The sequence below is a fragment of the Agromyces terreus genome (assembly GCF_009749465.1).
GTDB lineage: Bacteria > Actinomycetota > Actinomycetes > Actinomycetales > Microbacteriaceae > Agromyces > Agromyces terreus.
In genome coordinates this window covers 798,543-822,306 of sequence record NZ_WBIS01000001.1, presented here as the reverse complement: position 1 = coordinate 822,306, position 23,764 = coordinate 798,543, and the positions used below count along the sequence as shown (strand labels likewise).

The following is a 23,764-nucleotide window of genomic DNA, read 5'->3' as shown; positions in this document are numbered from 1 at the left end:
ATGCCGATAGGGTCGGCTGATGGCCGATCTGACGAATCCGCTGCTCGAACCGAGCCCGCTCCCCTACGGGTTGCCCCTCTTCGCCCTGATCCGCTCCGAGCATTACGTCGAAGGGCTCGAGGCCGGCATGCGACGCCAGCGCGAGACCGTCGAGCGTATCGCCGCCGACGAGGCGGAACCGACCTTCGAGAACACGATGCTCGCCCTCGAGCGATCCGGGGAGCTGCTCGACCGGGTGCTCGCCGTCTTCGAGAACGCGAGCTCGGCCGATGCGACCCCCGAGCTGGACGAGATCGACGCGGCCTTCGCGCCGCGCCTGAGCGCCCACGCCGACGCCATCGTGCTCGACCAGCGCCTCTTCGCCCGAGTGCACGACCTCTTCGAGCGGCGCGACGAGCTCGGGCTCGCACCCGACGCCGTCTACCTCATCGAACGCGCACACCATCGCGCGCTCCTCGCGGGTGCCGCGCTCGACGCCGACGCCCGCGCACGGCTCACCGCGATCAACGCGCGGCTCTCGACGTTGAGGACCGCCTTCCAGCAGCGGCTGCTCGCCGACACGAACGACCTGGCGCTGCACCTCACCGACGAGGGCGACCTCGCCGGCCTCGACGCCGGGGCGCGATCAGCTGCCGAGGAGGCGGCCGCGGCCCGGGGACTCGAGGGCTGGCTGATCACGCTCGTGCTCCCGACGTCGCAGCCGGCGCTCGCCGATCTGGAGTCCTCGGGCGCACGGGATGCCCTGCTCGCGGCATCCCGAACACGCGGCGCCCGGGGCGGGCCGAACGACACGCGAGCCACGCTGGTCGAGATCGCCCGGCTCCGCGCGGAACGTGCGGCGCTGCTCGGCTTCGCGAGCCACGCGGCGGCGGTGATCCAGGGCCAGACGGCCGGAACACCCGAGGCGGTGTCCGATCTGATCGAGCAGCTCGCCGTGCCCGCGATGCGCAACGTCCGGCACGAACAGGCCCGCCTCGAACGGCTCGCCGAGACGCTCGGCGAACGGGCCCCGACCGCGGCGGACTGGGCGCGCCTGACGACGCGGTCCCGATCGGCCCGCGTCGACGCATCCGGTGCCGACGTGTTCGATGGCGACGTGTTCGATGCCTCGGCCGTGCGCCCGTACCTCGAGTTCGACCGCGTCCTCCTCGACGGCGTGTTCCACGCCGCGAACCTCCTCTACGGGCTGAGATTCACCGCCCGCCCCGATCTCGTCGGATATCACCCCGATGCCCGCGTGTACGAAGTCCGCGAACGCGACGGTGCACCGGTCGGGCTCTACCTCCTCGATCCGTACACGCGTGACTCCAAGCGGGGCGGCGCCTGGATGAACTCGCTCGCCGAGCAGTCCGAGCTCACGGGCGAACTGCCCATCGTGGTGAACAACCTCAACATCCCGAAGCCTGCGGCCGGCGAGCCGACGCTGCTGACGCTCGACGAGGCCGCGACCCTCTTCCATGAGTTCGGCCATGCGCTGCACGGGCTGCTCGCGCGAGTGCGCTTCCCCTCGCAGGCCGGGACCCGGGTCTTCCGCGACTTCGTCGAACTCCCCAGTCAGGTGAACGAGCTCTGGCTCACGCGCCCCGAGATCCTCGAGCGCTTCGCCGTGCATCACGAGACCGGCGAGCCGATGCCGGCCGACGTGGCGGCCGGGCTTCTGGCGGCGACCGGTACCGAGACCGGGTTCGCGACCGCCGAGTACCTGGCGGCCGCCGCGCTCGACCTGGCGTGGCACCGCCTCTCCCCCGCCGATCTCGTCTCCGACGTGGCGCGATTCGAAGCCGAGTCGCTCGACGCCGTCGGGCTCGCGCACCCGCTCGTTCCCCCGCGCTACGGCAGTTCGTACTTCGCCCATGTCTTCGCCGGCGGTTACGACGCGGGCTACTACTCCTACATCTGGAGCGAGGTTCCCGGCGCCGACATCATGGCCTGGTTCGAGCAGCACGGCGGTGCGACCCCCGAGAACGGCGACCGATTCCGCCGGGAGATCCTGGCGCCGGGAGGATCCCGCGATCCCGGCACGTCCGTCCGGGCGTTCCTCGGCCGGGAGCCCTCGATCGACGCGTTGATCGCGCGGCGCGGACTCGGCTGAGACGACGGATGCCCCGCGCAGGCGTGCTGCACGGGGCATCCGATGGTCGTGGTCGGCGACGAGGCCTGCCGACCGGGCTCAGATCGCGAAGCCGAGGGCCCGCATCATGTCGCGGCCGTCGTCGGTGATGCGTTCGGGACCCCACGGCGGCATCCAGACCCAGTTGATGCGGAAGGCGTCGACGACGCCGTCGAGCGCCTCGGCCGTCTGCTCCTCGAGGACGTCGGTCAACGGGCAACCGGCGCTCGTGAGCGTCATGTGGATGATGAGCGCGTCGTTCTCGTCGTCCCAGCCGAGGTCGTAGATGAGTCCGAGGTCGACGACGTTGACGCCGAGCTCGGGGTCGACGACGTCTTTCAGCGCATCTTCGACCTCGTCGTAGCGCTCGGGTGCGAGTGAACTGGCCATGAGCGGGAGTCTACTCGCGCCTACTCGGCCGCCGACTCGGCGACCTGGTAGCGGTCGTAGCCCTCTTCTTCGAGACGGTCGGCGAGTTCGGGCCCGCCCTGCTCGGCGATGCGGCCCGCGACGAAGACGTGCACGAAGTCGGGCTTGATGTAGCGGAGGATGCGCGTGTAGTGGGTGATGAGCAGGACGCCCAGACCCGTGTTCGCCTTCGCGCGATTGACGCCCTCGGAGACGATCTTGAGCGCGTCGACGTCGAGGCCGGAGTCGGTCTCGTCGAGCACGGCGAACTTCGGCTTGAGCAGCTCGAGCTGGAGGATCTCGTTGCGCTTCTTCTCGCCGCCCGAGAAGCCCTCGTTGACGTTGCGCTCGGCGAAGGCGGAGTCCATCTTGAGGTTCTTCATCGACTCGCGCACGTCCTTGACCCAGGAGCGCACCGACGGCGCCTCGCCGTCGATCGCGGTCTTCGCGGTGCGGAGGAAGTTGGTGACGGTGACGCCGGGGATCTCCACCGGGTACTGCATCGCGAGGAACAGGCCGACGCGCGCGCGCTCGTCGACGCTCATCTCGAGCACGTTCTCGCCGTCGAGCAGGATCTCGCCGTCGACGACGGTGTACTTCGGGTGACCGGCGATCGTGTAGGCGAGCGTGGACTTGCCGGAGCCGTTGGGCCCCATGATGGCGTGGATCTCGCCCTCGTTGATGACCAGGTCGACACCGCGGAGGATCTCGCGGGTGCCCTGGTCGGTCTCGACGTTGACGTGCAGGTTCTTGATCTCGAGCACGGACATGGTGATGGGGGTTCTCTTTCGATTGTCGGCCGCGGGGACCGGAAACTGTTTCAGACGGCCAGGGTGACCGCGGGGTCGATGTGCACGTCGCCGTCGGTGATCTCCACCTGGTAGACGGGCACCGGTTCGTAGGCGGGCAGCGTCAGGGGCTTGCCGGTCTTCAGCGAGAACTTCGACCCGTGCGCCCAGCACTCGAGTGTGTCGTCCTCGACGAATCCCTCGGCCAGCGAGATGTCGCCGTGGGTGCAGGTGTCGCCGATGGCGAACACCTGACCCGCCGAGTCCTTGACGACGGCGATCGGCACGCCCTCGAGCACGAAACGGGAAGCCTCGTTCTCGGTGAGCTCGGCGACCGAGCAGACACGAACGGATGTCACGTCAGCGGCCTTCCAGTTCAGCCTCGATCGCCGCCGTGAGGCGGGCCTCGAGGTCGGCCGAACCGATCTTCTGCACGATGTCGGTGAGGAATCCGCGCACGACGAGGCGACGTGCCTCGTCTTCGCGGATGCCGCGCGCCATGAGGTAGAACAACTGCTCGTCGTCGAAGCGGCCGGTGGCGCTCGCGTGGCCCGCGCCCTCGATGTCGCCCGTCTCGATCTCGAGGTTCGGGATGGAGTCCGCGCGGGTTCCCTCGGTGAGCACGAGGTTGCGGTTCTGCTCGTAGCTGTCGGTGCCGACCGCGGCGTTGCCGATGAGGACGTCGCCGATCCAGACCGTGCGGGCGCCGGTTCCCTGCAGCGCGCCCTTGTAGGTCACACGGCTCTTCGTGTGCGGCGCATCGTGGTGCACGAACACCTGCTGCTCGAGGTGCTGGCCCGCGTCGGCGAAGTAGAGGCCGAGCGACTCGATGTCGGCGCCCTGCTCGGCGAGGTGGGTCGAGGGGTTCACCCGGACCACCTTGCCGCCGAGCGAGACGACGATGTGCTTCAGGTAGGAGTCGCGGCCGAGGCGCGCGAACTGGCTCGACAGGTGGACCGCCTCGTCGTCCCATTCCTGCAGCGAGACCACCGTGAGGGATGCGCCGTCGCCGACGAGGATCTCTACGTTCTCACTCAGGCGGGCGCTGCCCGAGCCTGCGAGCACGACGAAGCCGCGGCTGTTCGGGGCCGCCTCGATCACGGTGTGCGCGGCGCGCGGCGCGTCGCCGAGCGCAGTGCGGGTCACGAAGGCGACCTTCTCGTCTTCGCCCGTGATCGAGACGAGCAGCGCCTCATCGAAGGCCGACCAGGCGTTCGCGCTCGCGCGGTCCTCGGGGGTGCCGGCGGTGCCGATGCGGTCGTCGTCGCGTGCGATGTACGAGAGCGCGACGCCGGCGACATCCGCCGCCTCGATCGGAAGCCGGGACCCGTCGAGTTCGCCGCCCGTGAGGTCGGCGAATGCGGCGACGGGCGAGAGCTTCCACTCGTGCTCGCGGCCGTTGACCGGCTCGAAGTCGTCGACGTTCACCGAACGGAACCGCTCGGAACGCGTCTGCACCGGGACGAACGGGCCGTCGGAGTGCGCGACGAGGCCGTGCTGTCCGGGAGTGGCCAAGGGAGATGAACGCTGTGCTGTGCTGGTCATCTGGGCGGTCACTGCTAGCCCACCGATCCTTCCATGCCCATCTCGATGAGCTTGTTGAGTTCCATCGCGTATTCCATCGGCAGCTCGCGCGCGATCGGCTCGATGAATCCGCGAACGATCATCGACATGGCCTCGGTCTCGTCGATGCCACGGCTCATCAGGTAGAAGAGCTGCTCCTCGCTGACCTTCGAGACGGTCGCCTCGTGGCCGAGCTTGACGTCGTCGACGCGGATGTCGATGGCCGGGTAGGTGTCGGAGCGCGAGATCGTGTCGACGAGCAACGCGTCGCAGACGACGCTGTTCGCCGAATGATGCGCGTTCGCGTCGATGCGCACCTCGCCTCGGTATCCGGCGCGGCCGCCGCCGCGCGCGATCGACTTCGAGACGATCGAGGACTGCGTGTACGGCGCCATGTGGATCATCTTCGCGCCGGCGTCCTGATGCTGGCCCGGGCCCGCGAAGGCGACTGAGAGCGTCTCGCCCTTGGCGTGCTCGCCCATGAGGAAGATCGACGGGTACTTCATCGTGACCTTCGAGCCGATGTTGCCGTCGACCCACTCCATGGTGGCGCCCTCGGCCGCGGTGGCCCGCTTGGTCACGAGGTTGTAGACGTTGTTGGACCAGTTCTGGATCGTCGTGTAGCGAACGCGGGCGTTCTTCTTCACGACGATCTCGACGACCGCGGAGTGCAGCGAGTCGCTCTTGTAGATCGGGGCGGTGCAGCCCTCGATGTAGTGCACGTAGCTGCCCTCGTCGGCGATGATCAGCGTGCGCTCGAACTGGCCCATGTTCTCGGTGTTGATGCGGAAGTAGGCCTGGAGCGGGATCTCGACGTGCACGCCGGGGGGCACGTAGACGAACGAACCGCCGGACCACACCGCCGTGTTCAGCGCGGCGAACTTGTTGTCGCCCGCGGGGATCACGGTGCCGAAGTACTCCTCGAAGAACTCGGGGTGCTCCTTCAGCGCGGTGTCGGTGTCCATGAAGATGACGCCCTGACGCTCGAGCTCCTCGTTGATCTGGTGGTAGACCACTTCGGACTCGTACTGCGCGGCGACGCCGGCGACGAGGCGCTGACGCTCCGCCTCGGGGATGCCGAGCTTCTCGTACGTGTTCTTGATGTCGTCGGGCAGGTCCTCCCAGGTCTGGGCCTGCTGCTCCGTCGATCGCACGAAGTACTTGATGTTGTCGAAGTCGATCTCGGACAGGTCGGCGCCCCAGGTCGGCATCGGCTTGCGCTCGAAGAGCTGCAGGCCGCGCTGGCGACGCTGGAGCATCCATTCGGGCTCCGACTTCAGCGCGGAGATGTCTGCGACGACCTCCGGCGAGATGCCGCGGCGGGCCGAAGCCCCGGCCGCGTCGGAATCGGCCCAGCCGAACTCGTACGTGCCGAGTCCTTCCAGTTCGGGGCGGTCGATCAGTACGTCCGTCATGCTCTCCCTCTTCTCCTCCCGTGCAACCGGCTATCAGTCCGGCCCATCGCCTCCCGTGAGTCGAGGCGCTCGTGGAGATGGTGATGATGTGCGGGTGGCGTCAATGCGAACCTAAGATGTGTGGGTACCCGCATCGCGCGTTCTCGCGCGCCTCGCGGAATCTCCAACCACACAAGTCTATAGGGTCGCACCGACGACTGGTCCGTACTCCCAGTGCCGTCACAGGCCGACCCGGAGCAGGACCTCCCAGCGTGAACCGCTTCACCGCGTGGCTCCCCCAGCACGTCGATCGCCGCATCCGATTCTTCGCCTGGCTCTCATTCGCCGCGCAGACCCTGATCATCGCGACCGGCGGCGCCGTCCGGCTCACCGGCTCCGGGCTCGGATGCCCCACCTGGCCGACCTGCACGCCCGGCTCCCTCGTGCCCACCGAGGAGCTCAGCTACCACTCGCTCATCGAGTTCGGCAACCGGCTCATGACCGGCGTGGTCGGCATCGTCGCGCTCGTCCTCTTCATCCTGGTCTGGCGCATCCGCGCCGAGCGGCGCGACCTCTTCACGCTGTCCTTCATCGTGGGCGTCGGCATCGTCGCCCAGGCGATCGTCGGCGGCGTGACGGTGTGGACCGGCCTCAATCCGTTCATCGTCGGATTCCACTACGTGTCGTCGCTGCTGCTGGTCTGCGTGATGGCGGCGTTCCTGGTGCGCATGGACGACGCGCCCGGGCCGCGTGAGCGCGCCGTGCCCGGCTGGTACGCCGGGCTCACGCACGCCACAACCGCCGTGCTCGCGGTGTCCGTCGTGTTCGGCGTGCTGACGACGGGCGCGGGCCCGCACTCCGGCGATTCGGCCGCAGGGCGCAACGGCTTCGATGCCGAACTGCTCGAGCACATCCACGCCTGGCCCGGCTACGCGGTCTTCGCCCTCACGCTCGTGCTCGTCATCGCGGCGGCCCGCTTGGGGTTGCCGACCCTGCGCTGGAGCCTCGTGCTGCTCGCCGTCGAACTCGTGCAGATCGCCGTCGGGCTCTACCAGGCCCGCAACGGTCTTCCGCCGCTCGCGGTGGGCGTGCACATGGTGCTCGCGGCGCTGCTGGCCGCCGCGATGACCGTCGTGGTGCTGCACCTCAAGCGGCCGGCTGCGACGGATGCCACAGCCGAACGCCCGCTCGCCGAGGCATCCGCTCCCCGACCCTGACCGCGCTCCGCGGGCGGACGCCTGCGCAACCGTTGCGCAGCCGTGTCGTGTCGTCGGACCGTCGCGGCGGAGGTCCGCGGCGACGGAGCGACGGGTCGCGTGATGCTCGTGATGACCGTGCCGCCGACCGCGTCGGATGACCGTGACGAGGGCTGATCCGTCACCTCGGATCGGCACGCACTTCGACGGGCGGACGCATTCTCCCGCCCCCGCGCGACCGAGGTGCGCCGAAGGCCCGGAACCGGTGCCCTGTCGACCTCAGAACGGCAGCAGCGGGTCGATGCCGATCGCGATGAAGAGCAGCGAGAGGTACGCGATCGAGCCGTGGAAGACGCGCATCGGCGAGACGTTCACGTGGCGGATCGCGAGGTTGTAGAGCCGGTGCGTCTCGTAGATGAACCAGACGCCGGTCACGAGCGCGACGCTCGAGTAGAGCAGCCCCATGTCGGCGATCGGGATGAGGAGCAGCGAGCAGGCCACGGTCGCCCACGCGTAGAGGATGACCTGGAGGCCGACCTGGGCCCGTCCGCGGACGACCGCGAGCATCGGCACGCCGGCGGCGGCGTAGTCGTCCTTGTACTTCATGGAGAGCGGCCAGTAGTGCGGCGGCGTCCAGAGGAAGATGATGAGGAACAGGATGATCGGCGGCCAGCTGAGGTCGCCAGTGACGGCCGCCCATCCGATGAGCACGGGCATGCAGCCGGCGACGCCGCCCCAGACGATGTTCTGCGCCGTGCGGCGCTTCAGGATGAGGCTGTAGAAGACGACGTAGAGCAGGATCGCGCCGAGCGAGAGCGCCGCGGCGAGCCAGTTCGTGAACACGCCGAGCCAGACGATCGAGGCGACGCCGAGGCCGTAGGCGAAGACGAGCGCCTCGCGGTCGGTCAGTTCGCCGGTGACCAGGGGGCGGCCCTGGGTGCGCTTCATGAGGCGGTCGATGTCGCGGTCGATGTAGCAGTTGAAGGCGCCGGCCGAACCCGCGCTCATGGCGCCGCCGATGAGCGTCGCGATGAGCAGCCAGAGGCTCGGAAGGCCGTTCTGGGCGAGGATCATCGTCGGAGCCGTCACGACGAGCAGGAGCTCGATCACCCGCGGCTTCGTCAGCGCGAGGTACGCCGCGAGCTTGCGCTTCAGGGTCGGCTCCGGACGGGCCTGCCGCGTCTCAACTGCTGCCTGCATCGCTCCTCTTCCGGGCGGGCGCGCCGAAGAGAACGCAGCCCGACAGAGATTCTACGTCATCGGACGTCATCCCCCGTGGCGCCGCTCCCGCCGCGGCACCGCGCCGATCCGGCACCTCACACGGTCGGGAGCGCGCCGTGAACTCGCCGTCACGCCCGTGAAACTGAGCCTTTCCATATACTTTGAGCATGCGGGCCTCCCCGCGTTGTTCGCGATCCACACTTGCACGTGGTCCGTTCGCGCACGCCGAAGGCAACGTCGCCGCAGTGATTTCCAAAGGCCGCCGACCTCGTCGCGGCCGCCCTCACCCGGAAGGAACACCCCACTCGTGACTCACCTGAACTGGGAGCCCATCGACGACCGCGCCGTCGACACCGCTCGGATCCTGGCGGCCGACGCCGTCGAGAAGGTCGGCAACGGCCACCCCGGCACCGCCATGAGCCTCGCTCCGGCGGCGTACCTGCTCTTCCAGAAGGTCATGCGCCGCGACCCGGCCGACCACCGTTGGCTCGGCCGCGACCGCTTCATCCTCTCCGCGGGCCACAGCTCGCTCACCCAGTACGTGCAGCTGTACCTCGCGGGCGACGGGCTCGAGCTCGACGACCTGAAGTCGCTGCGCACATGGGGCTCGAAGACCCCGGGACACCCCGAGTACGGCCACACCGACGGCGTCGAGATCACCACCGGCCCGCTCGGCCAGGGGCTCGCCTCCGCCGTCGGATTCGCGTACGCCTCGCGTTTCGAGCGCGGGCTCTTCGACCCGGATGCCGCGGCGGGCACGAGCCCGTTCGACCACTTCGTGTACGTGGTCGCCGGTGACGGCGACCTGCAGGAGGGCGTCACCAGCGAGGCGTCCTCGCTCGCGGGCCACCAGCAGCTCGGCAACCTCGTCGTGATCTACGACTCGAACCAGATCTCGATCGAGGACGACACGAACATCGCGTTCACCGAGAGCGTGGCCGACCGTTACGCGTCCTACGGATGGCACGTGCAGACCGTCGACTGGAAGAAAACGGGCGAGTACGTCGAAGACGTCGCCGAACTCCACCGGGCGATCGAGGCGGCCAAGGGCGAGACCTCGAAGCCGTCGATCATCATCCTCAAGACGATCATCGGCTGGCCGAGCCCGAAGAAGCAGAACACGGGCAAGATCCACGGCTCGGCGCTCGGCGCCGAAGAGCTCGCCGGCGTGAAGGAGGTGCTCGGATTCGACCCCGAGCAGACCTTCGTCGTCGCCGACGACGTCATCGAGCACACCCGGGGCGCGCTGGAGCGCGGCGCAGCGGCGAAGGCCGAGTGGCAGACCTCGTTCGACGCCTGGGCCGCCGCGAACCCCGAGCGCAAGCAGTTGCTCGACCGCCTCGAGGCCGGCGAGCTCCCCGATGGTCTCGACGCCGCCCTGCCCGCGTTCGACGGCGGCACCGAGGTGTCGACCCGCGCCGCGAGTGGAAAGGTGATCAACGCCCTCGCCGCGCAGCTGCCCGAGTTCTGGGGCGGCTCGGCCGACCTCGCCGAGTCGAACCTGACGACCATCAACGGCGCGGCCTCGTTCATCCCGTCCGAGTGGTCGACCCACGAGTTCAGCGGCAACCCCTACGGCCGGGTGCTCCACTTCGGCATCCGCGAGCACGCGATGGGCGCGATCCTGAACGGCATCGTCCTGCACGGCAAGACGCGCGCGTTCGGCGGCACGTTCCTGATCTTCAGCGACTACATGCGCCCCGCGGTGCGCCTCGCCGCGCTCATGAAGGTGCCCTCGATCTTCGTCTGGACGCACGACTCGGTGGCGCTCGGCGAAGACGGACCGACGCACCAGCCGATCGAGCAGCTCGCGACGCTCCGTGCGATCCCCGGCTTCACCGTCGTCCGTCCCGCCGACGCCAACGAGACCGCGGCCGCCTGGCTCGAGATCCTCAAGCGGCGCGACGCCCCGGTGGGCATCGCGCTCACCCGCCAGAACATCCCGGTGTTCGAGCGCGGCGACGGCGACGCATCCGGTGACGAACTCGCGTCGACCGCGGGCGTCGCCAAGGGCGCGTACGTGCTCGCCGATGCTCCGTCCGGCACCCCCGACGTGATCCTCATCGCCACCGGCTCCGAGGTGCAGCTCGCCGTCGCGGCGCGCGAGCAGCTCGCCGCCGAGGGCGTGCAGGCGCGCGTCGTCTCGGCGCCCAGCCTCGAATGGTTCGAGGAGCAGGATGCCGCGTACCGCGAGTCCGTGCTCCCCGCCGCGGTCACGGCGCGCGTCTCGGTCGAGGCCGGCGTCGCGCTCAGCTGGGGCCGCTACGTCGGCGATCGCGGCCGCAGCGTGTCCATCGAGCACTTCGGCGCATCCGCCGACTACAAGACGCTCTTCCGCGAGTTCGGCATCACGACCGAAGCCGTCGTCGCCGCCGCCAAGGAATCGCTCGCGTCGGCCTGACGCGAACACGAAGGAGATCTGGAACATGAGCACCACCACCCCCACCGCCGACCTGTCCGCAGCCGGCGTCAGCATCTGGCTCGACGACCTCTCCCGTGAACGCATCGCGTCCGGCGGGCTCGAGAAGCTGATCGCCGAACGCGACGTCGTCGGCGTCACCACCAACCCGACGATCTTCGCCGGGGCCCTCGCGAACGGCGCCGCCTACGCCGAGCAGGTCTCGGCCCTCGCCGCGGCCGGCGCCGACGTCGACACGGCCGTCTTCGAGATCACCACCGACGACGTGCGTGCGGCATCCGACATCTTCCGCCCCGTGTACGACGCCAGCAACGGCTACGACGGCAGGGTCTCGATCGAGGTCGCCCCCGACCTCGCGCACGACACCGACGGCACCATCGAGCAGGCCAAGGCGCTGTGGGCCAAGGTCGACCGTCCGAACGCGATGATCAAGATCCCCGCGACCGTCGAGGGCCTCGCGGCCATCACGGCCGCGATCGGCGCCGGCATCAGCGTGAACGTGACGCTCATCTTCAGCCTCGACCGGTACCGCGCCGTCATCGACGCCTACCTCACCGGCCTCGAGCAGGCGAAGGCCGCGGGCATCGACCTCGGCACCATCCACTCGGTCGCCTCGTTCTTCGTGTCGCGCGTCGACACCGAGATCGACAAGCGCCTCACCGCCATCGGAACCGACGAGGCGCTCGCCCTGAAGAGCAAGGCCGGCATCGCCAACGCCCAGCTCGCCTACGAGCTCTTCGAGCAGGAGTTCGGCGCGGACCGCGCCACCGCGCTCCTCGAGGCGGGCGCCAACCGCCAGCGCCCGCTGTGGGCTTCGACCGGCGTCAAGGACCCGGCGCTGCCCGACACGCTCTACGTGACCGAACTCGTCGCGCAGGGCGTGGTCAACACGATGCCCGAGAAGACGCTCGAGGCGACGTTCGACCACGGCGTCATCGCGGGCGACACGGTCACCGTGGCCTACGTCGAGGCGGGCGCCGTGCTCGACGCGCTGGCCGCGGTCGGCGTCGACTACGACGACGTCACGGCACTGCTCGAGCGCGAGGGCGTCGAGAAGTTCATCGTCTCCTGGAACGAGCTGCTCGACACGGTCCGCAGTGCGCTGGAGTCCGCACGATGAGCTTCCGCATCGCGGTCAGCGGCGCCGCCGCCGAGGCTGTTCGCACCGCCGTTCCCGGTCTCGTGGCCGACCTCGTCGCGAGCGGCATCACCGCCCAGGACGGCGCCCTGTGGGGCCCGGCCGCCGAAGAGGAGGCGACCAAGCGCCTCGGCTGGACCGAAGCCGTCGCGATCTCGCGTCCGCTCGTCGCCGAGATCGAGCAACTCCGTGCCGAACTGCACGCTGCGGGCGTGACCCACATCGCGCTCGCGGGCATGGGCGGCTCCTCCCTCGCGCCCGAAGTCATCACGCGCACCGCCCGAGTGCCGCTGACGGTACTCGACTCCACCGAGCCGGGGCAGGTGCGGGCCGCCCTCGGCGACCGACTCGAGGAGACCGCGCTCGTCGTCTCGTCGAAGTCGGGCTCCACGGTCGAGACCGACAGCCAGCGCCGCGTCTACGAGCAGGCGTTCCGGGAGGCGGGCATCGACCCCGTCTCGCGCATCGTCATCGTGACCGACCCCGGCTCGCCCCTCGACGAGTCGGCGCGCGCCGCCGGGTACCGCGTGTTCAACGCGGACCCGAACGTCGGCGGCCGGTATTCGGCGCTCACGGCGTTCGGCCTCGTGCCCTCCGGCCTCGCCGGCGTGGACATCTCCGAGATCCTCGACGAGGCCGAGACGATCGAGCTCTCGCTCGCCGTCGACACCGCGCAGAACCCCGGTCTCGTGCTCGGCGCGGCGATCGCCGCCACCACGCCGCGACGCGACAAGCTCGCGATCGTGGCCGACGGCACCCACATCGTCGGGTTCGCCGACTGGGCCGAGCAGCTCATCGCCGAGTCGACGGGCAAGGAGGGCACCGGCATCCTCCCCGTCGTGCTCGAGACCGGTGCCCCCGAACTGCAGGCGGGCCTCGCAGACCTCCAGGTCGTGCGTGTGGTGGACGAGGCCGGTGACGAGATCTTCGTCGACGACGGCACCGACGAGATCCGCGTGTCGGGCACCCTCGGCGCTCAGCTGCTCGTCTGGGAGTACGCGACCGCCGTCGCGGGGCGCCTGCTCGGCATCAATCCGTTCGACCAGCCCGACGTGGAATCCGCCAAGATCGCGGCTCGCGGACTGCTCGACGCCCGCCCCGAGCCGACGCCCGCGGCGTTCGTCGAGGCCGGCATCGAGGTCCGCGGCACGCCCGAGGTCATCGGCGCGTCGAGCGACCTCGCGTCCGCCATCGAGGTGCTCCTCGAAGAACTCCCCGCCGACGGATACCTCTCGGTGCAGGCCTACGCCGACCGCGTCGCCCACCCCGAGATCGAGCAGATCCGCGCGCGCCTCGCACAGCACGCCGGTCGGCCCGTGACCTTCGGTTGGGGCCCCAGGTTCCTGCACTCGACCGGTCAGTTCCACAAGGGCGGCCCCGCGGTGGGGGTCTTCCTGCAGATCACGCAGGCCGTCGCCGAAGACCTCGCGATTCCCGAGCGGCCGTTCACGTTCGGCGAGCTCATCGCAGCGCAGGCCTCCGGCGACTCGAGCGTGCTCGCCGAGCACGGACGCCCCGTGCTCACGCTCACGCTGACCGACCCCGCGACCGACCTCGCGGCGCTCTTCGACGCCATCGGCTGATCCAGGAAGGTCCACATGCCTCCGGCACACATCTCCGCGACGGAGAACCCGCTGCGGTCCCCGAAGGACTACCGCCTCAACCGCATCGCAGGTCCTTCCAGCCTCATCATCTTCGGCGTGACGGGCGACCTGTCCCGCAAGAAGCTGATGCCCGCCGTGTACGACCTCGCCAACCGCGGCCTGCTTCCTCCGGGCTTCGCGCTCGTCGGATTCGCCAGGCGCAACTGGGCCGACGAGGACTTCGAACAGGTCGTGCACGACTCGGTACGTCAGTACGCCCGCACCGAGTTCCGTGAAGACGTCTGGAAGCAGCTCGCTCGCGGCATCCGCTTCGTCCAGGGCGACTTCGACGACGATGCGGCGTTCGATCGGCTCCGGGAGGTCGTCGAGACGCTCGACACCGACCGCGGGACCATGGGCAACCACGCGTTCTACCTGTCGATCCCGCCGAAGTCGTTCCCGCTCGTGACCGAGCAGCTGAAGCGTTCCGGTCTCACGGAGCAGCAGGACGCCCAGTGGCGACGCGTGGTCATCGAGAAGCCGTTCGGCTCCGACCTCGAGACGGCACGAGAACTCAACGACGTCGTGGCCTCGGTCTTCCCGCCCGACTCCGTGTTCCGCATCGACCACTACCTCGGCAAGGAGACGGTCCAGAACATCCTCGCCCTGCGGTTCGCCAACCAGCTGTACGAGCCCATCTGGAACGCGAACTTCGTCGACCACGTGCAGATCACGATGGCCGAAGACATCGGGGTCGGCGGGCGGGCCGGGTACTACGACGGCATCGGCGCGGCGCGCGATGTCATCCAGAACCACCTGCTCCAGCTTCTCGCGCTCACCGCGATGGAGGAGCCGATCTCGTTCGACGCCGCCGATCTCCGGGCCGAGAAGGAGAAGATCCTGGCCGCCGTGCGGCTCCCGGAGGATCTCGCCGAGGGCACCGCACGCGGACAGTACTCCGGCGGATGGCAGGGCGGCGAGGAGGTCGTCGGCTTCCTCGACGAAGACGGCATGAACCCCGAGTCGCTGACCGAGACGTACGCCGCCATGAAGCTCACCATCGGCACGCGCCGCTGGGCCGGCGTCCCGTTCTACCTGCGGGCCGGCAAGCGCCTCGGGCGCCGCGTCACCGAGATCGCGGTCGTGTTCAAGCGGGCACCCCAGCAGCTCTTCGCCGACAGCCAGACCTCGCAGCTCGGCGAGAACGCCCTCGTGATCCGCGTGCAGCCCGACGAGGGCGTCACGATCCGATTCGGTTCGAAGGTCCCGGGCGCGGGCATGCAGGTGCGCGACGTGACGATGGACTTCGGGTACGGCCACGCCTTCACCGAGGCCAGCCCCGAGGCGTACGAACGCCTCATCCTCGACGTGCTCCTCGGCGAGCCGCCGCTCTTCCCCCGCCAGGAGGAGGTCGAACTCTCCTGGAAGATCCTCGACCCGATCGAGGAGTTCTGGTCCACGCAGGGCCAGCCCGAGCAGTACCGTCCCGGCACGTGGGGCCCGGCATCCGCCGACGCCCTGCTCGCCCGCGACGGCCGAACCTGGAGGCGCCCGTGATCGTCGACCTTCCCGACACCACGACGAGCAAGGTCTCGAAGTCCCTCGTCAAGATCCGCGAGGAGAACGGCGTCGTCGCACTCGGACGTGTGCTCACGCTCGTCATCGCGACGACGCCGGGCATCGAGGAAGAGGCCATCGAGGCGGCGAACGACGCCTCTCGCGAGCACCCGATGCGCGTGATCGTCGTCGCCACCGACCCCGACGAGCCCGCAGACGCCGCGCCGCGCCTCGACGCCGAGATCCGCGTCGGCGGCGACGCCGGGGCGAGCGAGGTCATCGTGCTCCGTGCGCATGGTGCGGTGGCGCGCGACGAGGAGAGCCTCGTCATGGCGCTCCTCCTCCCCGACGCCCCCGTGGTGACCTGGTGGCCGGGCTCGGCGCCCGAGGTGCCCGGCACCTCTCCGCTCGGGCGCATCGCGCAACGGCGCATCACGGATGCCTCGGCGCAGCCTGATCCGCAACTCGCGCTCCGCGCCCTCGCAGCGAGCTACACGCCGGGCGACGCCGACTTCGCATGGACTCGGCTCACGCTGTGGCGCGCGCAGCTCGCCGCGGTCCTCGACCAACCGCCGTACGAGCCGATCACGAGCGTGAGCGTCACCGGGGCGATCGACTCCCCTTCGACGACGTTGCTCGCGGCCTGGCTCCGCCTGCAGCTCGACACCGAGACGGAGTACGAGCTGACGAGCGTCGAGGAGGGCTCCCACGGCATCCACGGCGTGCAGCTGCAGCGCTCGAGCGGCGTGGTCGAACTCATCCGCGACGTCCCCGGGATCGCCACACTGCGCCAGCCGGGGCAGCCGCTGCATGACGTCGCGCTCCCCCGCCGCAACCTGCGCGACTGCCTCGCAGACGAGCTGCGCCGGCTCGATCCCGACGAGCTGTACGGTGAGGTGATCAGGAGCGGCCTCGCGCTGCTCGGCACGACCGAGGGCGAAGGAGTCCCCGCATGACCAACGAACGACGCGTCCTCGTACATCCCGACAAGGGGGCGCTCGCCGGTTCCGTGGCCGCGAGGTTCATCACCAAGATGCTCGACATCCTCGACGACCAGCCGGTCGCGCACGTCGTGCTGACGGGCGGGTCGATGGCCGGGGCCGTCCTCGCGTCGGTGGCGGCCTCGCCCGCACGCACCAGCATCGACTGGTCGCGCGTGCACTTCTGGTGGGGCGACGAACGCTGGGTGCCCGCGGGTGATTCCGAGCGCAACGACCGTGTCGCCGACGAGGCGCTGCTCGACGCCCTCGAGCTTCCGTCCGGGAACGTCCATCGTTTCGCGGCGTCCGATGCCGGCCTCACCCTCGACGAGGCCGCCGAGGCGTACTCCCGGGAGCTCGCCGATCACGGCGAGGGCGCCGAGGCCCCGGCCTTCGACATCACGTTCCTCGGCGTGGGTCCCGACGGGCACATCGCTTCGCTGTTCCCGCACCGGTCCGGCATCCAGGTCGCCGATCGGTCGGTGATCGCCGTGCGCAACTCCCCCAAGCCTCCGCCGGAACGGCTCAGCCTGACCCGTCCCGTGATCAACGCCTCCCAGCGCATCTGGCTCGTCCTCGCGGGCGCCGACAAGGCGTCGGCTCTCGGCCTCGCCCTCGCCGGTGCCAGCCGTGACGAGGTGCCCGTGGCCGGCATCAAGGGTCGCCGTCGCACGGTGTTCTTCGTCGACTCCGATGCCGCCGCTGAGGTACCCGAGCAACTCATCGCCCGCGACTACTGAAGGCGGGTACGACGAAGGGGGCGAGCCGTCGGCTCGCCCCCTTCTTCGTTCCCCCACCCGCGATCGGATGCGGTGGGTCGTTCAGTCCTTGGGCGCCTGCCCGCGACGGACGCGCAACTGCGTGAGCGCGTCGTCGAGCAGCGCGGCGGCCTCCTCGTCGGAGCGTCGCTCCTTCACGTAGGCGAGGTGGGTCTTGTACGGCTCGAGCTTGGAGACCGACGGCGGGTTCTCCCGATCGCGGCCGGCGGGCAACCCGGTCGACGGGCTGTCGATGGTCTCGGGAATCTCCTCCTCGGGCAGGTTGGCCGCGAAGTAGCGAACCGTCTCGTTGCCCTGAGCGTCCCAGTAGCTGACGGCGACGCGGTCGGCGTGGAAGCCGCGGTCCTGCTCGCCCATGGGCCCTGCACCGACGCGCGAGCCGCGGATGGCGCTGTTTCCGGAAGCCATGCGCTCAGAGCCCCGAATCGAACTTGGTGATGAGACCGAGCACGACGATGCACGTCACCCAGACCAGACCGAGGATCACCGTGATGCGGTTGAGGTTGCGCTCAGCGACGCCCGAGGCACCGAGGCTGGACGTGACGCCGCCGCCGAACATGTCGGACAGGCCGCCGCCGCGACCCTTGTGCAGGAGGATGAGCAGCGTCAGCAGGAGACTCGTGATGCCGAGCAGCACCTGCAGGACGACCTGGAGAATCTCCACGGTGAACCTTTCCGGGCACGTCAAGGGGGTGCGTGCCGATATATGAGTATAGCGGGAGCCGAAGCGCGGGGTCGGAGGCTCGCGCCCCCGACCCCGCGTCGATCCGGAATCAGGCTCCGACGTGCTTCTTGAAGCGGACGATGCTCGAGAACTCGTCGATGTCGAGGCTCGCGCCGCCGACGAGGGCGCCGTCGATGTTCGGCTCGCGAAGGAACGACGCGATGTTCGCCGCCTTCACCGAACCCCCGTAGAGCACACGGGTCGCAGCTGCGACGTCTTCACCGAAGACCTCGCGGAGCAGGTCGCGGATCGCGCCGCACACCTGCTCGGCCTGCTGCGGGGTCGCCGCCTGACCCGAGCCGATCGCCCAGACGGGCTCGTAGGCGATGACGAGCCCCTTCGACGCGTCGACGCCGTCGAGCGCGGCTCGCAGCTGTGCGACGGGCACGGCGCTCGGGCCGTGCGCCTCGAGGTCTTCGGCCGTCTCGCCGACGCAGACGACGGGAACGATGCCGTGGCGGTGCGCGGCCCGGACCTTCGCATTCACGTCGGCATCGGTCTCGCCGTGCAGCGTGCGCCGCTCCGAGTGGCCGATGATCACGTACGCGCACTCGAGCTTCGCCAGGAACGCACCGGAGATCTCGCCCGTGTAGGCGCCGGAATCGTTCGCCGAGAGGTCTTGGGCGCCGTACGCGATCGGCAGGCTGTCGGCGGAGACGAGGGTCTGCACCGAGCGGATGTCGGTGAACGGCGGGAAGACCGCGACCTCGGCGTCGGCCGGGTCGTGCTTCGCGTCCTTCAACGACCATGCGAGCTTCTGGGTGAACGCGACCGCCTGCAGGTGGTCGAGGTTCATCTTCCAGTTGCCGGCGATGAACGGGGTGCGCTTCACTGCCATCCGAGGACCTCCAGTCCGGGGAGTTGCTTTCCCTCGAGGAACTCGAGGCTCGCGCCCCCGCCCGTCGAGATGTGACCGAATCGGTCATCGGCGAACCCGAGCTGGCGCACGGCCGCCGCGGAGTCGCCGCCGCCGACGACGCTGAGGCCGTCGACTTCGGTGAGCGCCTGCGCCACCGCACGGGTGCCGGAGGCGAAGGGGGCGAGCTCGAACACGCCCATGGGCCCGTTCCAGAACACCGTCTTCGAGGAGCGGATGTGCTCGGCGAAGGTCGCGGCCGTCTCAGGCCCGATGTCGAGCCCGAGACCCGATTCGCCGAAGGGCGTGTCCTCGATCGCATCGGCGGCCGCGACGACGTGCTCCGCGTCCGCCGAGAACGACGCCGCGACGACGACGTCGGTCGGCAGGACGATCGAGACGCCGCGTTCGGCAGCCTCTGCCAGATAGCCCTTGACGGTCTCGATCTGATCGGCCTCGAGCAGGCTCGACCCCACCTTGTGGCCCTGGGCCGCGAGGAAGGTGAAGAGCATGCCGCCGCCGATGAGCAGCGTGTCGACGCGCGGCAGGAGATGCGCGATGACCCCGAGCTTGTCGGAGACCTTCGATCCGCCGAGGACCACCGCGTACGGGCGCTCGGGCTTCTCGGTGAGCCGATCGAGCACGTCGAGCTCGGCGGCGATGAGGAGCCCGGCGGCACTCGGCCGGAGCTCCTCGAGCTCGAACACGCTCGCCTGCTTGCGGTGCACGACGCCGAAGCCGTCGGAGACGACCTTGTCGGCGAACGCGGCGAGCTCGCCGGCGAACGCCGTGCGCTCGGCCTCGTTCTTGGAGGTCTCCCCGGGGTTGAAGCGCAGGTTCTCGAGGACGAGGATCTCTCCGTCCTGAAGCGCCTCGACCTTCGCCGTGGCGTCGTCGCCGACGGTGTCGGTCGCGAACGCGACCGGCACGTCGACGAGTTCGCCGAGCCGCGCCGCGACGGGCGCGAGGCTGTACTTCGCGTCGGGCGCGCCCTCGGGACGGCCGAGGTGCGAGACCACGACCACGCGCGCACCCTGATCGGTCAGCGCGGTGAGTGTCGGAAGCGACGCCCGAACACGACCGTCGTCCGTGATGACCCCGTCCTTGAGAGGAACGTTGAGGTCACAACGGACGACGATCCGTGTTCCGGCGAGCGAACCGAGGCTATCGATCGTTCGCAGGGTCACGATGGCTCGATTCAGAGACGCTCGGCGACGTACTCGGTCAGGTCGACGAGACGGTTGGAGTAGCCCCACTCGTTGTCGTACCAGCTCGAGAGCTTCACCTGGTTGCCGATGACGCGGACGAGGCCGGCGTCGAAGATCGACGAGTGCGGGTCGGTCACGATGTCGCTCGAGACGATGTCGTCTTCGGTGTACTTGAGGATGCCCTTCATGGGGCCCTCGGCGGCGGCCTTGTACGCGGCCTTGATCTCGTCGACCGTGACCGGGTTCTTGGTCGTCACCGTGAGGTCCGTGATCGACCCGGTGGGAACCGGGACCCGGAGCGCGAAGCCGTCGAGCTTGCCGACGAGCTCGGGCAGCACGAGGCCGATCGCCTTGGCCGCGCCGGTGGAGGTCGGGACGATGTTGACGGCGGCGGCGCGCGCACGGCGGAGGTCCTTGTGGGGGCCGTCCTGGAGGTTCTGGTCGGCCGTGTAGGCGTGGACCGTCGTCATCAGGCCGTGCTCGATGCCGAACGTGTCGTTGAACACCTTCGCGAGCGGCGCGAGGCAGTTCGTGGTGCACGATGCGTTCGAGATGATGTGGTGTGCGGCCGGGTCGTACTCGTGCTCGTTGACGCCCATGACGAAGGTGGCGTCCTCGTCGGTCGCCGGCGCCGAGATGAGGACCTTCTTCGCGCCCGCCTCGATGTGCTTGCGCGCGTCGGCGGCCTTGGTGAAGAAGCCGGTCGACTCGATCACGATGTCGACGCCGAGCTCGCCCCAGGGGAGGTTGGCGGGGTCGCGCTCCGCGAAGGCCTTGATCGCGGTGCCGTTGACGATGATGTTGTCGTCGTCGTAGTCGACGGTCGCGTCGAGGCGGCCCGTGATGGAGTCGTACTTGAGCAGGTGCGCGAGCGTCTTGTTGTCGGTGAGGTCGTTGACCGCGACGATCTCGAGGTCTGCACCCTGGGCGAGTGCGGCGCGGAAGTAGTTGCGGCCGATGCGGCCGAAGCCGTTGATGCCGATCTTTACAGACACGGATGTCTCCTGAATTGACGGTGCGCAGAGGCGCGGTTTTTGGGAATGATCGGACAGCGGTGTCCCCGGGCGGCGCCCGAGGACACCGCCGACGACTACGACAGTAGCAGCAGCCCTGAGGTCTTCTCGTTTGCTGCGGCGAAGCGCTTCTGCACGTTGTCCCAGTTGGCGATGTTCCAGAACGCCTTCACGTAGTCGGCGCGCACGTTGCGGTAGTCGAGGTAGTACGCGTGCTCCCAGACGTCGAGCATGAGCAGCGGCACGATGCCCGCCGGGAGGTTGCCCTGCTGGTCGAAGAACTGCACGATGATGAGGCGCTGGCCCAGCGAGTCCCACGCGAGCACGGCCCAGCCCGAGCCCTGGACGCCGAGCGCCGTGGCCGTGAAGTGCGCCTGGAACTTCTCGAACGAGCCGAACTCGTCGTCGATGGCGGAGGCCAGGTCGCCCGTGGGCTTGTCGCCGCCGTCGGGCGAGAGGTTCGTCCAGAAGATCGAGTGGTTCACGTGACCGCCGAGGTTGAACGCGAGGTCCTTCTCGAGCTTGTTCACGTTGGCGAGGTTTCCGGTCTCGCGAGCCTCGGCGAGCTGAGCGAGCGCCGTGTTCGCACCGGTCACGTACGCCTGGTGGTGCTTCGAGTGGTGCAGCTCCATGATCGTGCCGCTGATCGCCGGCTCGAGTGCCGCGTAATCGTAGGCGAGGTCGGGGAGGGTGTAGTCAGCCATTGCTTCTCCTTGTCAGATGCCGGGCGTTCCGGGCCTCTGCCCGGTGTTCCGCGGCTGCGCATTCGAGTCTATGCCCGCGACCGGGGGTCGGGTCCGGGGGTTGACGCCGGATGACGCCCGCGCCGGGGCAGCATCGAGCGACGGATGCCGCAGCATCCGCCGGTGCGCCTCGCGGGCCGTCGGACGGCTCAGTCGTCGAGGTCGGCGGGCAGGCTCGCCTCGGTGCCCGGGACGCCGAGCGCCGCCGCACGGCTGTCGGCCATGGCCAGCAGACGACGGATACGTCCGGCGACTGCGTCCTTGGTCATGGGCGGTTCGGCGTGGTGCCCGAGCTCGTCGAGGCTGGCGTCGCGGTGCGCGAGTCGCAGTTCTCCGGCGTACTTGAGGTGTTCGGGGATGTCGTCGCCGAGCAGTTCCATGGCACGCTGCACGCGCGCGCAGGCGGCCACGGCGGCCTGCGCGGAACGGCGGAGGTTCGCGTCGTCGAAGTTGACGAGCCGGTTGGCGGTGGCACGCACCTCCCGTCGCTGGCGGAGATCCTCCCAGTTGCGGACGGTGGCGCTCGCCCCCATGAGCGACAGCATCGCGCTGATGGCCTCGCCGTCGCGGATCACGACTCGATGCACGCCGCGCACCTCGCGCGCCTTCGCCGAGATGCCGAGGCGTCCGGCGGCACCGACGAGGGCCATGGCGGTCTCGTTTCCCGGACAGGTGATCTCGAGGGCCGCCGAACGGCCGGGATCCGTCAGACTGCCGTGGGCGAGGAACGCCCCGCGCCACACGGCGGCGACCTCGTCGCGCGAGCCGGTCGTGAGCTTGTTCGGCAGGCCTCGCACCGGGCGTCGCCGCGCATCGAGCAGTCCGGTCTGACGGGCGAGGGTCTCGCCGCCGTCGAGCACGCGCAGCAGGAACTGGTTGGTGCGCCGGATGCCGGACGGCGCGATCACCGAGACATCCGGCCGTACGCCGTAGAGCTCGCCGAGATCTCGGGTGACGCGCTTCGCCGTGGTCGGGGAATCCAGTTCGGCCTCGATCGCGATGCGACCCGAGATGATGTGCAGCCCGCCGGCGAATCGCAGCACGGACGCCAGCTCGGCGGCACGGACGCTGGTCTTGGACGCCTCGACGCGCGCGAGCTCTTCTTTCACATCCGCGGTCAATGCCACCTCGTGATCCTTCCTGTGGGTGGGAGGGGCGTTCGCCCCCGGGAATCCTGCATTCGAAAGGCCGGGGTCATTCGCGGCCGAGATCACGATGGCGGAGGCTCACCGCGATGCCGGGCACGTCGGCGAGCCGCTCGGCGAGCTCGCGGACCACGGCCACGGATCGGTGCTTGCCGCCCGTGCAGCCGACCGCGATGGTCGCGTGTCCCTTGTTCTCGCGCTGGTAGCCGGCGAGCACCGGCTTCAGCGCCGTGACGTACGCGGAGATGAACTCGCGCGCGCCCTCCTGAGCCAGGACGAACTCCGACACGGCCGGATCCTCGCCGGTCAGACTTCGCAGCTCCGAGACCCAGAACGGGTTGGGCAGGAATCGGGCGTCGGCCACGAGATCGGCGTCCGTCGGCAGCCCGTACTTGAAGCCGAAGCTCAACAGTGTGACCTGCACGCCGGCCCGCCCGGCTTCTGCGAAGGTCTCGGTGATGAGGTTCGCGAGCTGGTGGATGTTCAGTTCGGAGGTGTCGACGACGAGGTCGGCGGCCTCGCGCAGCTCGGCGAGCCTCGACCGTTCGGCCCCGATGCCGTCGAGGAGGGTGCCGGTGCCCTGGAGGGGATGCGGACGGCGCACCGCCTCGAAGCGGCGCACGAGCACGGCATCGGTCGCATCGAGGAACACGACCCGCACGTTGACGCCCCGACGCAGTGCCTGGATGATCTCGCGCAGCTCGGGGAAGAAGTCGCGGCCCCTGATGTCGACGACGGCGGCGATGCGCGGCAGCGACGCGCCCGCGCGCTCGACCAGCTCGACGAGGGGGCGCAGCATCTGCGGCGGCAGGTTGTCGACCACGTACCAGCCGAGATCTTCGAGCGCGTTGCCGACGGTCGAACGGCCGGCACCCGACATGCCGGTGACGATCAGCATCTCCTGGTGCTCGAACTCGGTTGCCATCGTCTCGGTTCCCC

The 23,764-nt window shown here is 69.4% G+C and carries 22 protein-coding genes; 8 read left to right on the top strand and 14 right to left on the bottom strand.

What is annotated here, in order from left to right; translation table 11 throughout:
• Positions 1–19 precede the first annotated feature (19 nt).
• A complete protein-coding gene (locus GQQ92_RS03680; protein WP_156997837.1) occupies positions 20–2,092 on the top strand; it encodes a M3 family metallopeptidase in 2,073 nt (690 codons plus the stop codon).
• A gap of 78 nt (positions 2,093–2,170) precedes the next feature.
• On the opposite strand, the gene GQQ92_RS03675 is transcribed toward GQQ92_RS03680, so the two are convergent.
• The 5 genes from GQQ92_RS03675 to sufB are packed head-to-tail and all read right to left on the bottom strand — an operon-like array spanning position 2,171 to position 6,284.
• Entirely contained in the window at positions 2,171–2,500 is a 330-nt protein-coding gene (locus GQQ92_RS03675; RefSeq protein WP_156997836.1) for a metal-sulfur cluster assembly factor, read from the bottom strand.
• 20 nt (positions 2,501–2,520) lie between these two features.
• The gene (gene sufC / locus GQQ92_RS03670) at positions 2,521–3,288 is read right to left on the bottom strand and encodes a Fe-S cluster assembly ATPase SufC (RefSeq protein ID WP_156997835.1); all 768 of its coding nucleotides are present in this window, start codon (positions 3,286–3,288) and stop codon (positions 2,521–2,523) included.
• A 50-nt stretch (positions 3,289–3,338) separates the two neighbouring features.
• Positions 3,339–3,665 carry a non-heme iron oxygenase ferredoxin subunit gene (locus GQQ92_RS03665; protein WP_156997834.1) on the bottom strand — a complete coding sequence of 109 codons (327 nt, stop codon included), beginning with the start codon at positions 3,663–3,665 and terminating at the stop codon, positions 3,339–3,341.
• Between the two features lies 1 nt (position 3,666).
• Positions 3,667–4,851 (bottom strand): Fe-S cluster assembly protein SufD, encoded by a 1,185-nt coding sequence (gene sufD / locus GQQ92_RS03660; RefSeq protein ID WP_156997833.1) that lies wholly within the window; start codon positions 4,849–4,851, stop codon positions 3,667–3,669.
• Positions 4,852–4,865: 14 nt separating this feature from the next.
• A complete protein-coding gene (gene sufB / locus GQQ92_RS03655; RefSeq protein WP_156997832.1) occupies positions 4,866–6,284 on the bottom strand; it encodes a Fe-S cluster assembly protein SufB in 1,419 nt (472 codons plus the stop codon).
• Positions 6,285–6,535: 251 nt separating this feature from the next.
• On the opposite strand from sufB, the gene GQQ92_RS03650 reads away from it, so the two are divergent.
• Positions 6,536–7,480 (top strand): COX15/CtaA family protein, encoded by a 945-nt coding sequence (locus GQQ92_RS03650; RefSeq protein WP_232057465.1) that lies wholly within the window; start codon positions 6,536–6,538, stop codon positions 7,478–7,480.
• 258 nt (positions 7,481–7,738) lie between these two features.
• Here GQQ92_RS03650 and GQQ92_RS03645 read toward each other — a convergent pair whose 3' ends face one another.
• The gene (locus GQQ92_RS03645; RefSeq protein WP_156997830.1) at positions 7,739–8,659 is read right to left on the bottom strand and encodes a heme o synthase; all 921 of its coding nucleotides are present in this window, start codon (positions 8,657–8,659) and stop codon (positions 7,739–7,741) included.
• Positions 8,660–8,987: 328 nt separating this feature from the next.
• On the opposite strand from GQQ92_RS03645, the gene tkt reads away from it, so the two are divergent.
• The 6 genes from tkt to pgl are packed head-to-tail and all read left to right on the top strand — an operon-like array spanning position 8,988 to position 17,097.
• Positions 8,988–11,081, top strand: a complete 2,094-nt coding sequence (tkt, locus tag GQQ92_RS03640; protein WP_156997829.1) for a transketolase — start codon at positions 8,988–8,990, stop codon at positions 11,079–11,081.
• Positions 11,082–11,106: 25 nt separating this feature from the next.
• The gene (gene tal / locus GQQ92_RS03635; protein WP_156997828.1) at positions 11,107–12,219 is read left to right on the top strand and encodes a transaldolase; all 1,113 of its coding nucleotides are present in this window, start codon (positions 11,107–11,109) and stop codon (positions 12,217–12,219) included.
• Positions 12,216–13,820 carry a glucose-6-phosphate isomerase gene (locus GQQ92_RS03630; protein WP_156997827.1) on the top strand — a complete coding sequence of 535 codons (1,605 nt, stop codon included), beginning with the start codon at positions 12,216–12,218 and terminating at the stop codon, positions 13,818–13,820. Before tal ends, GQQ92_RS03630 begins: the two co-directional genes overlap by 4 nt.
• Positions 13,821–13,835: 15 nt before the next feature.
• A complete protein-coding gene (gene zwf, locus GQQ92_RS03625; RefSeq protein ID WP_156997826.1) occupies positions 13,836–15,377 on the top strand; it encodes a glucose-6-phosphate dehydrogenase in 1,542 nt (513 codons plus the stop codon).
• Positions 15,374–16,333, top strand: a complete 960-nt coding sequence (locus GQQ92_RS03620; RefSeq protein ID WP_156997825.1) for a glucose-6-phosphate dehydrogenase assembly protein OpcA — start codon at positions 15,374–15,376, stop codon at positions 16,331–16,333. The genes zwf and GQQ92_RS03620 overlap by 4 nt, the downstream gene beginning before the upstream one ends.
• On the top strand, positions 16,330–17,097 hold the full coding sequence (gene pgl, locus GQQ92_RS03615) for a 6-phosphogluconolactonase (RefSeq protein WP_156997824.1): 768 nt from the start codon (positions 16,330–16,332) through the stop codon (positions 17,095–17,097). Before GQQ92_RS03620 ends, pgl begins: the two co-directional genes overlap by 4 nt.
• 81 nt (positions 17,098–17,178) lie before the next feature.
• Here pgl and GQQ92_RS03610 read toward each other — a convergent pair whose 3' ends face one another.
• From GQQ92_RS03610 to rapZ, 8 genes are all read right to left on the bottom strand, one after another.
• The gene (locus tag GQQ92_RS03610) at positions 17,179–17,544 is read right to left on the bottom strand and encodes an RNA polymerase-binding protein RbpA (RefSeq protein WP_156997823.1); all 366 of its coding nucleotides are present in this window, start codon (positions 17,542–17,544) and stop codon (positions 17,179–17,181) included.
• Positions 17,545–17,548: 4 nt separating this feature from the next.
• Complete coding sequence (gene secG / locus GQQ92_RS03605) at positions 17,549–17,800, bottom strand: preprotein translocase subunit SecG (protein WP_156997822.1); 252 nt, start codon at positions 17,798–17,800, stop codon at positions 17,549–17,551.
• Positions 17,801–17,909: 109 nt separating this feature from the next.
• Positions 17,910–18,698, bottom strand: coding sequence for a triose-phosphate isomerase (gene tpiA / locus GQQ92_RS03600; protein WP_156997821.1), 789 nt, complete (start codon positions 18,696–18,698; stop codon positions 17,910–17,912).
• Positions 18,689–19,903 (bottom strand): phosphoglycerate kinase, encoded by a 1,215-nt coding sequence (locus GQQ92_RS03595; RefSeq protein ID WP_156997820.1) that lies wholly within the window; start codon positions 19,901–19,903, stop codon positions 18,689–18,691. Before GQQ92_RS03595 ends, tpiA begins: the two co-directional genes overlap by 10 nt.
• 11 nt (positions 19,904–19,914) lie before the next feature.
• Positions 19,915–20,919, bottom strand: coding sequence for a type I glyceraldehyde-3-phosphate dehydrogenase (gene gap / locus GQQ92_RS03590; protein ID WP_156997819.1), 1,005 nt, complete (start codon positions 20,917–20,919; stop codon positions 19,915–19,917).
• 95 nt (positions 20,920–21,014) lie between these two features.
• Positions 21,015–21,641 carry a superoxide dismutase gene (locus GQQ92_RS03585; protein WP_156997818.1) on the bottom strand — a complete coding sequence of 209 codons (627 nt, stop codon included), beginning with the start codon at positions 21,639–21,641 and terminating at the stop codon, positions 21,015–21,017.
• Between the two features lie 188 nt (positions 21,642–21,829).
• The gene (gene whiA, locus GQQ92_RS03580; protein ID WP_156997817.1) at positions 21,830–22,807 is read right to left on the bottom strand and encodes a DNA-binding protein WhiA; all 978 of its coding nucleotides are present in this window, start codon (positions 22,805–22,807) and stop codon (positions 21,830–21,832) included.
• Positions 22,808–22,874: 67 nt separating this feature from the next.
• The gene (gene rapZ, locus GQQ92_RS03575) at positions 22,875–23,750 is read right to left on the bottom strand and encodes an RNase adapter RapZ (RefSeq protein ID WP_156997816.1); all 876 of its coding nucleotides are present in this window, start codon (positions 23,748–23,750) and stop codon (positions 22,875–22,877) included.
• Positions 23,751–23,764 lie beyond the last annotated feature (14 nt).